At 73.3% G+C, this 13400-nt stretch carries 11 protein-coding genes; 6 read left to right on the top strand and 5 right to left on the bottom strand.

Features of this window, described 5'->3' with window-relative positions:
• Positions 1 to 87: 87 nt before the first annotated feature.
• Both ACN265_RS13690 and fdh read right to left on the bottom strand, forming a co-directional pair.
• A complete protein-coding gene (locus tag ACN265_RS13690) occupies positions 88 to 1161 on the bottom strand; it encodes a 4Fe-4S dicluster domain-containing protein (RefSeq protein ID WP_421407850.1) in 1074 nt (357 codons plus the stop codon).
• Entirely contained in the window at positions 1154 to 4459 is a 3306-nt protein-coding gene (fdh, locus tag ACN265_RS13685; RefSeq protein ID WP_421407849.1) for a formate dehydrogenase, read from the bottom strand. Before fdh ends, ACN265_RS13690 begins: the two co-directional genes overlap by 8 nt.
• A 389-nt stretch (positions 4460 to 4848) precedes the next feature.
• On the opposite strand from fdh, the gene ACN265_RS13680 reads away from it, so the two are divergent.
• Together ACN265_RS13680 and ACN265_RS13675 are read left to right on the top strand one after the other, a co-directional pair.
• Positions 4849 to 5181, top strand: a complete 333-nt coding sequence (locus ACN265_RS13680) for a hypothetical protein (protein ID WP_204928342.1) — start codon at positions 4849 to 4851, stop codon at positions 5179 to 5181.
• Positions 5178 to 5831 carry a nucleotidyl transferase AbiEii/AbiGii toxin family protein gene (locus ACN265_RS13675; protein ID WP_421407848.1) on the top strand — a complete coding sequence of 218 codons (654 nt, stop codon included), beginning with the start codon at positions 5178 to 5180 and terminating at the stop codon, positions 5829 to 5831. Before ACN265_RS13680 ends, ACN265_RS13675 begins: the two co-directional genes overlap by 4 nt.
• 43 nt (positions 5832 to 5874) lie before the next feature.
• Here the strand turns inward: ACN265_RS13675 and ACN265_RS13670 are convergent, their stop codons facing one another.
• Positions 5875 to 6777 (bottom strand): SDR family oxidoreductase, encoded by a 903-nt coding sequence (locus ACN265_RS13670; protein ID WP_307826437.1) that lies wholly within the window; start codon positions 6775 to 6777, stop codon positions 5875 to 5877.
• A gap of 234 nt (positions 6778 to 7011) precedes the next feature.
• Between ACN265_RS13670 and ACN265_RS13665 the strand changes: the two genes are divergently transcribed.
• Positions 7012 to 8814 carry a bifunctional metallophosphatase/5'-nucleotidase gene (locus ACN265_RS13665; RefSeq protein WP_421407847.1) on the top strand — a complete coding sequence of 601 codons (1803 nt, stop codon included), beginning with the start codon at positions 7012 to 7014 and terminating at the stop codon, positions 8812 to 8814.
• 67 nt (positions 8815 to 8881) lie between these two features.
• Here the strand turns inward: ACN265_RS13665 and ACN265_RS13660 are convergent, their stop codons facing one another.
• Positions 8882 to 9058 (bottom strand): hypothetical protein, encoded by a 177-nt coding sequence (locus tag ACN265_RS13660; RefSeq protein WP_204928345.1) that lies wholly within the window; start codon positions 9056 to 9058, stop codon positions 8882 to 8884.
• Positions 9059 to 9137: 79 nt separating this feature from the next.
• Between ACN265_RS13660 and ACN265_RS13655 the strand changes: the two genes are divergently transcribed.
• Positions 9138 to 10172: an NAD(P)-dependent alcohol dehydrogenase gene (locus ACN265_RS13655; RefSeq protein WP_421407845.1), complete on the top strand. Its 1035-nt coding sequence runs from the start codon at positions 9138 to 9140 to the stop codon at positions 10170 to 10172.
• A gap of 33 nt (positions 10173 to 10205) precedes the next feature.
• On the opposite strand, the gene ACN265_RS13650 is transcribed toward ACN265_RS13655, so the two are convergent.
• Positions 10206 to 11363 carry a geranylgeranyl reductase family protein gene (locus ACN265_RS13650; RefSeq protein WP_421407844.1) on the bottom strand — a complete coding sequence of 386 codons (1158 nt, stop codon included), beginning with the start codon at positions 11361 to 11363 and terminating at the stop codon, positions 10206 to 10208.
• 139 nt (positions 11364 to 11502) lie between these two features.
• On the opposite strand from ACN265_RS13650, the gene ACN265_RS13645 reads away from it, so the two are divergent.
• Together ACN265_RS13645 and ACN265_RS13640 are read left to right on the top strand one after the other, a co-directional pair.
• Entirely contained in the window at positions 11503 to 11739 is a 237-nt protein-coding gene (locus ACN265_RS13645) for a hypothetical protein (protein WP_204928348.1), read from the top strand.
• A gap of 121 nt (positions 11740 to 11860) precedes the next feature.
• Positions 11861 to 13282: an MFS transporter gene (locus tag ACN265_RS13640; protein WP_421407843.1), complete on the top strand. Its 1422-nt coding sequence runs from the start codon at positions 11861 to 11863 to the stop codon at positions 13280 to 13282.
• The last annotated feature ends 118 nt before the right edge of the window (positions 13283 to 13400 follow it).

Below are 13400 nucleotides of genomic sequence, written 5' to 3'. Positions count from 1 at the left end.
AGGAGCGCTGCGGCCGGAACACACCGTCGGCGGCGAGCCGGGCGCGGAAGCCCCGGAACCGCTGCCCCACCGGGAGCCGGCCGGCGGTCACGACGACCCCCCGACGAACGCCGCGACGGCCGCCGCCGTCATCGCCAACGCGGCCAACCCGGCCCGCCGCCACATCCGGGGCAGGTCCCGGGTGGTGACCACCGGATCCGGGGGCAGCCCGTACACCTCGGGCTCGTCGAGGAGCAGGAAGAACGCGCCGTCGCCGCCGACACCGTCGGTCGGGTCGTGGCCGTAGAGCCGGGCTTCCGGCACGCCCCGCTCGTGCAGCGTGGCGACCCGCTGCGCGGCCCGCTCCCGCAGCTCGTCGAGGGGACCGTACTGGATGGACTCGGTCGGGCAGGCCTGGGCACAGGCCGGGGTCATCCCCGCGCCGAGCCGGTCGTAGCACAGCGTGCACTTCCACGCCCGACCGTCACCCTTACGCTGGTCGATCACCCCGTACGGGCAGGCGGAGATGCAGTAGCCGCAGCCGTTGCAGATGTCCTCCTGCACCACGACGGTGCCGAACTCGGTGCGGAACAGCGACCCGGTAGGGCAGACGTCCAGGCAGGCGGCGTGGGTGCAGTGCTTGCAGACGTCCGACATCATCAGCCAGCGGAAGTCGGTGCGGGTCTCGGCACCCGTGCCCCGGCCGGGCGGTGCGGCCCCCGGCATCCCGAGGAACCGGGTGCCCGTGCCGTCCCGGGCGGTGGACGACCCGGCGTCGGCCATCCGGGCGGCGGCGTCGGCGTCACCCACAGGGACGCCCGGGTTCGTGCCACTGGCGCTGCCGGTGCCGGCGGCGACCGCCGCCGACGTGGCACCGGCCGAGCCGCCGGTCGGGTTCCCGGCGAAGGTCGCCGTACGGTGCCCGGCCGGCACCGGCTGCTCGATGAAGGCCACGTGCCGCCAGGAGTTCGCCGTCAACGCGCCGGTGTTGTCGTACGACATGCCGAGCAGGTCGAAGCCGGACTCGGGGACGGCGTTCCACTCCTTGCAGGCCACCTCGCACGCCTTGCAGCCGATGCAGACGCTGGTGTCGGTGAAGAACCCCATCCGGGGGCCGGCAGCCGTCCAGCCCGCGTCCGGGGCCGGATCGAGCGGGCCGTAGAGGCTGTTGGCGTCAGGCATGGTCGGCGCCCTTCTCCCGTGGGCCGTCGTCGCTTCGACCGGCCGGCCGCAGCACCGGGGTCGTCACCGTCGGCGGGCGTTCGCCGGGCACGATCCCGGCCCGTCGACGGTAGTCCTCGACCAGGTCCCGCAACACCGGGCCGGTCGGTCGCCGGCCCGGCCGGATGTCGCAGGTGCCGACCTTGCTCTCCTGGATGAGCACGTTCGGGTCCAGGGTGATGCCGAACAGGTCGTTGGCCGAGTCGCCGGTGACCAGGCCCTCGTACCCGAAGTGGTACGGCAACCAGAGCTGGTGGATGATCCGACCGTCCACCCGCAACGGGGTGAGCCGGTCGGTGACCAGCACCTTCGCCTCGATCACCGCTCGCCCGCTGATCAGGTGCGCCCAGCCGAGGTGGGTCAGGCCCGCCTCGGTAGCCAGCTCCGGGGACACCTCCACGAACATCTCCGGTTGCAGCTCGGCCAGCGGACGCACCGTACGGCTCATCGCCCCGGCCGTGTGGTGCTCGGTGAGCCGGCTGACCGTGAACACGTACGGGAAGACCTCACTGTGCTGCTGCGGCGGGCTGGGGTTCACCGAGTTCACCGGGTGGGCGTACACCTTGCGGGTCGGGTTGGCCTGCTGGCCGTAGAGCGGGTTGCGCATCGGCGACTCCGCCGGCTCGTAGTGCGTCGGCAGCGGACCGTCGAGCACCCCGCTCGGCGCGTACAGCCAGCCCTTGCCGTCGGCCTGCATGACGAACGGGTCGTCGCCGGCCAGTGCCGCCGGCCCGGACGCCCCCTGCGGCGGCCGGTACCCCGGCGGTTTCGTCTTCTCGAAGTCCGGCACGTCGTAGCCGGTCCACTCGCCGGCCTGCGGGTCCCACCAGACGTACTTCTTGCGTTCGCTCCACGGTCGGCCCTGCGGATCGGCCGACGCCCGGTTGTAGAGGATGCGCCGGTTCGCCGGCCACGCCCAGCCCCACTGCGCGGCCACCCAGTCCTGCTCGTGCCGGGACCGGCGGCGGGCGGCCTGGTTGACGCCGTCGGCGTAGACGCCGGAGTAGATCCAGCAGCCGACGGCGGTGCTGCCGTCGTCCTTCGCCTCGGTGAACGAGGAGAGCGGACGGCCGGTGGACACGTCGTAGCCGTTGATCTCGCGCAGCACCGCCTCGGCGCTCGGCTCGTCGTGCGGGCCGTGGGTGGGGTAGTCCCAGGCCAGGTCGAGCAGGGCACGGTCACGGCGGTGGGGGGAGCCGGCCAGCCGCTCCCGCAGCCGCCGCCCCAGGTGGTAGAAGAACCACAGCTCGGAGCGGGCGTCGCCCGGCGGCTCGACGGCCTTCTCCCGCCACTGCAACAGCCGCTGGGTCTGGGTGAAGGTGCCCTCCTTCTCCACGTGCGAGGCCGCCGGCAGGAAGAACACCTCGGTGCGGCACTCCTGCGGCACGATCTCGCCGGTGGCCACCTCCGGGCCGTTCTTCCAGAACGTGGCGCTCTCGATCATGAACAGGTCGCGGACCACCAGCCAGTCCAGGTTGGCCATGCCGAGCCGCTGCGCCCGCCCGTGCGCCGAGCCCACCGCCGGGTTCTGGCCGAGCAGGAAGTATCCCCTGATCTTGCCGTCGATCATGTTCAGCACCTGCTGGTAGGTGCCGTGGTCGCCGGTCATCCGGGGCAGGTGGTCATAGCAGAAGTCGTTGTCCGGCGTCGCCGCGTCCCCCCAGTACGCCTTGAGCAGGCTCGCCGCGTACGCCCGCGCGTTGCCCCAGAAGCCCTTCTGCCCGGGATGGCGGATGCTGTCCACCCACTCGTCGAACGTCGGGTGGTCGGCGTGGTGCGGCATCGGCAGGTAACCCGGCAGCAGGTTGAACAGCGTCGGGATGTCCGTGGAGCCCTGGATGCTGGCGTGCCCGCGCAACGCCAGGATGCCGCCGCCCGGCCGGCCCATGTTGCCCAGCAGCAACTGGATGATCGCCCCGGTGCGGATGTACTGCACACCGACGCTGTGCTGGGTCCAGCCCACCGAGTAGACCAGCGCGCCGGTGCGGTCCCGGCCCGAGTTCTCCGTCCAGGCCCGCGCCAGCTCCAGGAACTTCTCCGCAGGGATGCCGCAGACCCGCTCCACCATCTCCGGGGTGTAGCGGGCGAAGTGCCGGCGCAGGATCTGGTAGACGCAGCGCGGATGCTGCAGGGTCTCGTCCCGCTCGGTCTGCCCGTGCACCTGCGCGCCGTGCGACTCGTGCCGCAGGCCGGCCGCGCTGTCGCGTTCCTTGGCGGTGTGCCCGCTGCCGGAGTCCCCCTCGTGCCCGGCGTACTGCCAGCTGGTCTGCACGTAGCTGTCGGTGTTCGGGTCGTAGCCGGAGAACAGGCCGTCGCCGTCCTCGGTGTCGGCGAACTGCTCGCTGACGATCGTCGCCGCGTTCGTGTACGCCAGCACGTACTCCCGGAAGTCCAGCTCGTTGTCCAGGATGTAGCGCACCACGCCACCGAGCAGGGCGATGTCGGTGCCCGCCCGGATCGGCAGGTACGAGTCGGCCACCGCGCTGGTGCGGGTGAACCGGGGATCGACGTGGAAGACCTTCGCGCCGCGCCGCTTGGCCTCCATGACCCACTGGAAGCCCACCGGGTGGGCCTCGGCCATGTTCGAACCCTGGATGACGATGACGTCAGCGTTGGCGAGGTCCTGTTGGAAGTCCGTCGCGCCACCGCGACCGAAGCTGGCCCCCAGACCGGGGACGGTGGCGGAGTGTCAAATGCGGGCCTGGTTCTCGATCTGGAGCGCCCCCATCGCCGTGAACAGCTTCTTGATGAGGTAGTTCTCCTCGTTGTCCAGCGTCGCCCCGCCCAGGCTGGAGATGCCCAGCGTGCGGTGCAGCGGACGACCGTCGCTGTCGACGTCCTCCCAGGTCTGCTCGCGGGCGGCGAGGACCCGGTCGGCGATCATGTCCAGCGCGGTGTCGAGGTCGAGATCCTCCCACTCGGTGGAATACGGTCGGCGGTAGCGGACCGTGGTCTGCCGCAGCGGGCTGGTGACCAGGCTCCTGCTGGCCGAGCCCTTCGGGCAGAGCCGCCCCCGGGAGATCGGACTGTCCGGGTCGCCCTCGATCTGGGTGACCCGGTCGTCGGAGACGTACACCCGCTGCCCGCAGCCGACCGCGCAGTACGGGCAGACCGAGCGGGCCACCCGGTCGGCGGTCTCGGTACGGGCGGTCAGCCCCGCGGACCGGTCCGACTGCGCCGCCGCGCCCCGGCCGAGCGGGTCGGTGCCGGTGAGCTGCCGGTAGACCGGCCAGCCCGCGATGAACGTCCGCAGACCCACCGCGCACCTCCCTCCCGGGCATGATCCGACCTACTGAACATAGGCCAGCGGGGCGGAGGATGCGACCCGGGTGCGGGGATCTCCCGCGCACCGATACGGCGCTGCCCCCGACCTGAGGGGTCGGGGGCAGCGCCGTATCGCGGTGGCGGAGCGCCGGTGTGCATGTCGCCTCTCGGCGCGTGGCGCAACGCGGCTCCAGCCGAACGGAACTCCGCGACGGCAATTCAGGTGAGGCCCGGGGACACTGGACACACCGACGCTCCTGCCCACCAGGATACCCCGCGCCGGCCGTCCGCGTCCCGGTCGCGCAGGGCCGGCGCGTGGCGGCCCGGGCCGGTTCGGGGAAAGTCGCGTGCCGGCGCAGGTCGCGGCGGCGTTACCCTGACAGCATGCAGGCCACCCTGGCGACCACCGCCCACCTGGCCCGGCCCGGCCGGCCGGTGGTGGTGGCGCGCACCCTGGCGGAGCTGACCGGCCCCACCGGCGGGGTGGTGGAGCTGCCGGTCCGGTTGATGTGGAGCAGCGAACGCACGTTCGACCTGGCCGAACCGGACGACCTGCTCTGGCTGTACGAGAACGTGCTGCGCGAGACCACCCGCGCCGACGACCTGCGGGCACTGATCGACGGACGCACCCTGCGCCGGGTGTGGCGGCGGCTCAACCTGCCCCGGGGGGTCCGGTCGGCCTGGGAGAGCCGGCACCGGGGTCTGCGGACCGCGTGACCCACCTGCACGACTTCTACCGGGAGGTCGCCCGGGTCGCCCTCACCGCGGCCGGGCCGCACCGGTTCGTCCTCGGCGGTGGGGTGGCGTGGGCGGCGCACGGCCTGGTCACCCGCCCCACCGAGGACGTCGACCTATTCGCCGACGTGGAGGGGGCGGCCGCCGCCGCGGCGGCCGAGGTGTGCGCCGCGCTGGAACGCGCCGGGTACACCGTCGCGCCGGCCGACCCGGACAGCGACCTCGGTGACCTGTTCGAGGGCTTCGACCGGGACATCCGGGACTTCGTGGTGGGGCGGGACGACCGGCAGATCCGGCTCAGCCTGGCCCGGCTCGACCGCTACCGCTCACCGGTGGTGATGGACCTCGGCCCGGTGATGGACGTCCGCGACCTGATCGCCAACAAGACCGCCGCCCTGGTCAACCGGCGGGAGGCCCGCGACTACATCGACGTCGCCGCCGCGCTGGCGCAGTACCCGGTCGACGAGCTGCTGACCCTGGCCCGGCAGGTGGACCCGGCGCTGGCCGACGACGACGTGCGGGCCGCCGGCCGCTACCTGGACCGGCTGCCGGACCGGCGGCTCGCCCGCTACGGCCTGGACCCGGCGCAGATCGCGCAGGTCCGAACCCGGCTGGCGGACTGGCCCCGCTGACCGCCGGGCCGCGGCCAAGGCCCCGGCCCGGCGGACGGGGCGGTCACTTGGTGAACCGGCCGCCGGTCACGCCCAGGATCTCCCCGGTGACGTAGCTGGACTCCTGCGAGGCGAAGAAGACGTACGCCGGGGCCAGTTCGGCGGGCTGGCCGGGCCGGCCCAGCGGGGTGTCGGTGCCGAACTGCTCCACCTTCTCAGGCGGCATGGTCGCCGGGATCAGCGGCGTCCAGATCGGGCCGGGCGCGACCGCGTTGACCCGGATGCCCCGGTCGGCGAGCTGCGCGGCGAGCCCCTTGGTGAAGTTGGCGATGCCCGCCTTGGTGGTGGCGTAGTCCAGCAGCGGCGGCGACGGGTCGAACGCCTGGATGGAGGTGGTGTTGATGATCGTCGCGCCCTCCTTCAGGTGCGGCAGGGCGCTGCGGCAGAGCCAGAACATCGCGTACAGGTTGGTCTTCATCACCCGGTCGAACTGGTCGGTGCTGATCGCCTCGATGCCGTCGTCCTGGGCCATCTGGTAGGCCGCGTTGTTGACCAGGATGTCCAGGCCACCGAGGTCGGTCACCGTCCGGTCGACCAGGTCACGGCAGTGCTGCTCGTCGGTCAGGTCGGTGCGCACCGCGACCCCCCGGCGGCCGGCCTCCTCGATCAGCCGGACGGTCTCCCGGGCGTCGGCGTCCTCGTCCTCGTCGAGGTAGGACACCACCACGTCGGCGCCCTCCCGGGCGAACGCGATCGCCACCGCCCGGCCGATGCCCGAGTCGCCGCCGGTGATCAGGGCCCGCTTGCCCGCCAGCCGGTCGCTGCCCCGGTACGACGTCTCGCCGTGGTCGGGCTCCGGACCCATCCGGTCGGTCCGGCCGGGCGTCGACTGCTGCTGGGCCGACTGACCCTCCTGGTGGCCGTACTGGGTGTTCGGGTCCTGCGGGGTGTACTGGTCCTGGCTCACCGTGCGGCTCCCCTGTCTGGTTTGGTGCGTTCTGGGTCTCTCGGTCACCTACCCCGACGGATCGGCCGGAAACAACCCGCGCCGGGCATCCGACGACGGCGGTGTGACAGGCAGGTGGCCGGCGACGGCGCGGTGGTGGAACAGTGCGGGCCACTGTGGCAGGAGTGACCGCTGCTCGTTATGGTGCGCAACGGCGCTTACGAGGCGCGTCCATCCCCGTCGAAGGGCACCCCCATGACCTCCTCCCCCGGCACGTCGCGCCGCCAGGTGCTGGCCGTCGCCGCCGCCGCGGCCACCGCCCCGCTGATCGCCGGCGCGCCCGCCCAGGCGGCGCAGCGGCAGGGCCCGAAGGGTCCGAAGACCTGGGACCTGACCGTCCTGGGCACCTCGGACACCCACGGCAACGTCTACAACTGGGACTACTACCGCGACGCCGAGTTCGACGACAGCAAGCACAACGACGTCGGCATCGCCAAGCTCGCCACCCTGGTCAACCAGATCCGCGCCGAGCGCCGGGGTCGGGCCACCCTGGTCCTCGACGCCGGCGACACCATCCAGGGCACCCCGCTGGCCACGTACTACGCCAAGCAGGAGCCGATCACCGTCACCGGCGCGACGCACCCGATGGCCCGCGCGATGAACATCCTGCGGTACGACGCCGTGACGCTGGGCAACCACGAGTTCAACTACGGGCTGCCGCTGCTGGCCACCTGGATCGACCAGCTGGGCTTCCCGGCGCTGGCCGCGAACGCGGTGAACGCGAAGACCGACAAGCCGGCGTTCCAGCCGTACGTGCTCAGGCGGGTGCGGCCCGGCGGGCCCGGCTCGCCGACCCTGACCGTGGGTATCCTCGGCCTGACCAACCCCGGGGTGGCCATCTGGGACAAGGGCAACGTGGAGGGCAAGCTGGTCTTCCCCGGCATGGTGGAGACCGCCGCGAAGTGGGTGCCGGTCATGCGGGCACGCGGCGCGGACCTGGTCATCGTCTCCGCCCACGGTGGCGACAGCGGCACCTCCAGCTACGGCCCGGAGCTGCCCAACGAGAACCCGGTCGCGCTGATCGCCCAGCAGGTCCCCGGCATCGACGCGATCCTGTTCGGCCACGCCCACAACGAGGTGGTGGAGAAGTTCGTCACCAACACCGCCACCGGTGCGCAGGTGCTCACCGCCGAACCGTCCAAGTGGGGGCAGCGGCTGACCCGGATGGACTTCACCCTCACCCGGGAGCGGGGCCGCTGGAAGGTCGTCGCCAAGGGCGCCACCATGCTCAACACCAACACGGTGGTCGAGGACCCGAAGGTGCTCGCCGCCGTGCGGGGCCAGCACGACAAGACCGTCGGGTACGTCAACACGGTGGTCGCCCGGTCCGCGCAGGAACTGTCGGCGGCCGAGTCGCGCTACCGGGACACCCCGATCCTGGACTTCATCAACCACGTGCAGACCGAAGTGGTCACCGCCGCGCTCACCGGCGGCCCGTACGCGGCGCTGCCGGTGCTGTCGATCGCCGCACCGTTCAGCCGCACCGCCGTGTTCCCCCAGGGCGACGTGCGCATCCGTGACGTCGCCGGGCTGTACGTCTACGACAACACCCTGGAGGCGGTGGTGCTCACCGGCGCCGAGGTGAAGGCGTACCTGGAGTACTCGGCGAAGTACTTCACCACGCTGCCCGTCGGCGCACCTGTCGACCCGGCGACGATCAGCGACCCGGCCGTGCCGGACTACAACTACGACGTGATCTCCGGGCTGGACTACGACATCGACGTCTCCCGGCCGGTCGGGCAGCGGATCACCCGGCTGGTGCTGCCCGGCACCGACACCCCGGTCGCCGCCGACGCGCAGTTCGTGGTCGCGGTGAACAACTACCGGCGCAGCGGCGGCGGGAACTTCCCCGGCATCGTGAAGACCCAGGTCTACAACGCCCAGCAGGAGATCCGCCAGCTGCTCATCGACTGGGCGCAGGCCCGGGGCACCATCGACCCGGCCGACTTCTTCGTGCCGAACTGGCGGCTGGTCCGCGCCGGCGTGCCAGTGTTCTGAGCCGCCCGGCCGACGCTCACCGCGCAGGTCGACGGGCCCCGGGGTGCCACCCCGGGGCCCCGGGGGCTCAGCCGCCCGCGCGCAGGTCCTGCTCGTACTGGCCGGGGGTCGGATCGGGCTGGTAGCGGGGCGGGTCGGTCTCGGTCGACGCCGACCGCTCGTCGGGGCGTACCGACGGTGGCAGCTCGCCGAAGCGCGCGTGCCGTAGGAACGCGTACTGCTCGTCGGTGAACGATTCGCTCATGACGCTCAGTGTGCACCCGGCATCAAGGCCGGCGGGAGGGGTAAGCGCGCGGGACCGTCGGCGACGAGAGGACGAAACCATGCGCGCGGTACGGATGACCGCCCCCGGGGTGCTCGAACAGGTGGAGGTGCCCACCCCGACGCCCGGCCCCGGCGAGGTGCTGGTACGCGTCGGCGCGGTCGGGGCCTGCCACTCCGACCTGCACATCCTCGACGCCCCGCCGGGTGCCTTCCCCACCCCGATCACCCTCGGCCACGAGATCGCCGGCACCGTGGACACCCTCGGCGACGGCGTCACCGGCTGGTCCGCCGGGGAGCGGGTCGCCGTCTACGGGATCATCGGCTGCGGCACCTGCCGGGGCTGCCTGCGGGGCTTGGAGAACCAGTGCCGCACCGTGCCGCTCGGCGGGATCGGCCTCAGCCGCGACGGTGGGCTGGCCGAACACGTGGTGGTGCCGGCCTCCCGGCTGCTGTCCGTCGGTGACCTGGCGGTGACCCAGGCGGCGCCGTTGACCGACGCCGGGCTGACCCCGTACCACGCGATCGAGCTGGCCCGGCCGGCGCTGCGGCCCGGCACGTCGGCCGTGGTGATCGGCATCGGCGGGCTGGGGCACATGGCGGTGCAGATCCTCGCCGCCACCACCGCCGTACGGATCATCGCGGTGGACAGCAACGTCGCCGCCCTCGACCTGGCCACCCGGGTCGGCGCGCACCACGTGGTGCCGGCCGGCCCCGACACCGTCGACCGGATCCGGGAGCTGGTCGGCCCGGCGCCCGACGGCGCGGACGTGGTGATCGACTGCGTCGGGGTCGACGCCACCCTCGCCACCGCCCGCGGCGTCGTGGCCACCGGTGGCCGGCTGCTGCTGGTCGGGCTGGGCGGCGGCACCATGCCGGTACGGCCGGTCGCCGACGCACCGCCCACCGTGCCGTTCGAGACCAGCGTCACGGTCCCGTTCTGGGGCACCCGGGCCGAACTCCAGGAGGTGATCGCCCTGGGCCGCGCCGGGCTGCTCACCGCCGACGTGCAGACCTTCCCGCTGGACCGCGCGCCCGAGGCGTACGACCTGCTGCGGGCCGGCGAGATCCACGGCCGCGCGGTGATCGTGCCCTGACCCGGCTCCGTCGGCCCGCCACGGGCCGGCGGGTCAGGGCACCGGCGGCCCGGCCGGCCGCCGGCCCCGGGCGGGCCACCGGTCCAGCAGGGCCGTCACGGCCCGTACCGGCAGCCGGTCCATGGTCCGGTCGAAGCTCAGCCGGCCCTGGCAGAACCGGACGAACATCGACCAGCCGGCCGGGGTCGCCACCAACGCGTGGCACAGTTCCGGGCGGCGGGCGAACAGGGTCAGCATCCGCCGCCCGGCGCGCATCGACGGCACCAGGCGTTCGTGCACCTCGCGGGGGTAGCGGTCCAGGTCACCGGCGGCGACCGCCGCGCCGGCCAGCGTCCCGGAGCGCAGCGCGTAGCTGATCCCCTCCCGGGTCCACGGCTCCAGCAGGCCGGCCGCGTCCCCGGCCACCAGCACCCGGCCGTGGGCAAGCGGCGAGTCGTCGACCCGGCACCGGGTCAGGTGCCCGGAGTCGTGCGCGGCGGGCACCTGCGCCAGGCCCAGCCGGTCGAGGAAGCTGTGCAGGTAGGCACGGGTGCGCTCCCCTTCGCCCCGGGCCCCGATCACGCCGACGGTGAGCAGGTCCCCCTTGGGGAACACCCAGCCGTACGCGCCGGGGAACGGGCCCCAGTCCAGCAGCAGCCGCCCCCGCCAGCGGGCCGCCTGCGCGGGTGACACCGGCAACTCCCGTTCCAGGCCCAGATCCACCTGCCCGTACCGGACCCCCACGTGCCGGGCGGTCACCCCGGCGGAACCGTCGGCCCCGATCACCGTCCGGGCGGTCACCGTGGAACCGTCGGCCAGTCGGACGCGTACCGTGTCGGGGTCCTGGTCGAGGGCACGTACGGCGACGCCCTCGCGGACCTCGGCCCCGGCGGACACCGCCGCCGCGCGCAGCCGGTCGTCGAACTCCTCGCGGCGCACCATGGTCACCAGGGGTGTGCCGTGCCGGCGGGTGAAGCCCCACCGGCCGTCGCGGGTGAAGGTGACCCGGTCGACCCGGTCGTGCGCCGGCACCTCGATCCGGCCGGCCACCATCGACAGCGACGTGCCGATCAGGCCACCTCCGCAGGTCTTGTAGCGGGGGTGCACGGCCCGGTCCAGCACCAGCGTCCGCACGCCGGCCGCGGCGGCCTCCCGGGCCGCGCTGAGCCCGGCCGGCCCGGCACCGACCACGACGAGATCCCAGATGATCATGCCGTCCAGCCTAGGGCACCGGCCCGTCCGGTAGCGCGCACGACCGGCCGTCGGCAGGCATCGTCGGGCGGCCAGCGGGTAAGCCGCGCCACCCGGACCGCCCGACCGGCCGGCCGGGGTGACGGCAAGGAGGGGCACGATGCAGCAGGTACGTCTGTCGGAGGTCGAGGTGCGCGTCTACGAGGCGGTCAGCGTGCTGGAGACACGCAGTCAGGTTCCCTACCCCGACCTGATCGCCGAGGAGGCGGGGCTGGCCGAGCAGGACGTCCACGCGCCCCTGCGCCAGCTCACCGAGAAGGGCCTGCTTCACCGGGAGGACTCGCCGCTGGCCGGGCTGGACTTCGGCCCCCGCTGGTGCGCCCGCCAGCCGGCGTGAGCGCCGCCGCGCCCCGCCGGGCGGCCGGGCCGGACACCGGTTTGCCGCACCGGCCCCCGGGTAGCGCTGCGGCATGCCCGATCACCGGTCCGTGCGGGACCGCGCCACCGCCGACGGTCCCATGAGCAGCCGCACCGACGATCGCCGCCGCTGGCAGGCCCTCGGCGTCGGCCTGGTCGCGGCGTTCATGACGCTGCTGGACGTCAGCATCGTCAACGTCGCCATCCCGTCGATGGAACGGTCGTTGCAGGCCAGCCCGAGCGACCTGCAGTGGGTGCTGTCCGGCTACGCGCTGACCTTCGGGCTGGTCCTGGTGCCGGCCGGCCGGTTCGGCGACGCCCGGGGCCGCCGTAACGCCTTCGTCGTCGGGGTAGCCCTGTTCACCGTCACCAGCGCGCTGGCCGGGCTGGCCCAGTCCCCGACCTGGCTGGTCGCCGCCCGGCTCCTGCAGGGCGTCGCCGCCGGAGTGGTCAACCCGCAGGTGACCGGCCTGATCCAGCAGCTGTTCCGGGGCGCGGAGCGGGGTCGCGCGTTCGGCCTGCTCGGCGCGACCATCGGCATCTCCACCGCCGTCGGCCCCCTGCTCGGCGGCCTGCTCATCCAACTCGGCGGGGAGGACCACGGCTGGCGGTGGGTGTTCTTCGTCAACGTCCCCGTCGGGGTGGTCGCGGTGCTGCTCGGCTGGCGGCTGCTGCCCACCCGGGCCGCCGGCCGGCTCGACCGGCACCGCCTCGACCCGCTCGGGGTGCTGCTGCTCGGCGTCGGCGTGACACTCCTGCTGCTGCCCCTGGTGCAGCGGGAACAGTGGCCCAGCCCGTGGAAGTGGGCGCTGATCCCGGTCGGGCTGGTGGTCCTGGCCGGCTTCGGGTTCTGGGAGCACCGGTACGGGCGCACCCGCACGCCCCTGTTCGACCTGGGGTTGTTCCGGCTGCGGTCGTACACGATCGGGGCGGTGATCGCGCTCATCTACTTCGGCGGTTTCACCGCGATCTTCTTCATCTTCACCCTCTACCTGCAGAACGGCCTCGGCTACCGGGCGCTGACCGCCGGCCTGGCGATCACCCCGTTCGCCCTCGGCTCGGCGCTGGCCGCCGCCCTGGGTGGCCGGCTGGTCAACCGGTTCGGCCGGCCGCTGGTCGGGATCGGGCTGGTCATGGTGCTGGTCGGGCTGGGTGGGGTGGTGTTCGTGCTGCGCGGCGACCCGCACGGCTCGGTCCCGCTGCTCACCGCGCTGCCCCTGCTGCTCGCCGGGCTGGGCAGCGGCCTGGTGATCACCCCGAACCAGACGTTGACCCTGTCCGAGGTGCCGGTGCCGCAGGCGGGCAGCGCGGCCGGCATGTTGCAGACCGGGCAGCGGATCGGGTCGGCCGCCGGCATCGCCGCCGTCGGCGCGCTGTTCTTCTCGTCGCTGGCCAGCACCGACGGCCAGTGGGCCGCCGCGTTCCGACACTCCCTGCTGCTGGCCATGGGCATCGTCGCGTTGGCCCTGGTCGCCGCGGCGACCGACATCGTGCTGAACCACCGCGCCGCGCACCGCCGCTGAGTCCGCCGCGCACCGCCGCCGAAACCGGAGTCCACCGACGACACCAACCACGGGGGAACCGTCGGCGAACACTCACCGCACGGGGCTGCGCACGCACCGCAGCACCCGGTAGACACAT

Source organism: Micromonospora sp. WMMD730 (assembly GCF_049178955.1).
Taxonomy (GTDB): Bacteria; Actinomycetota; Actinomycetes; order Mycobacteriales; family Micromonosporaceae; genus Micromonospora; species Micromonospora wenchangensis.
Note: the sequence above shows the minus strand (reverse complement) of the source record. Positions and strands in the feature narration are given on the sequence as shown.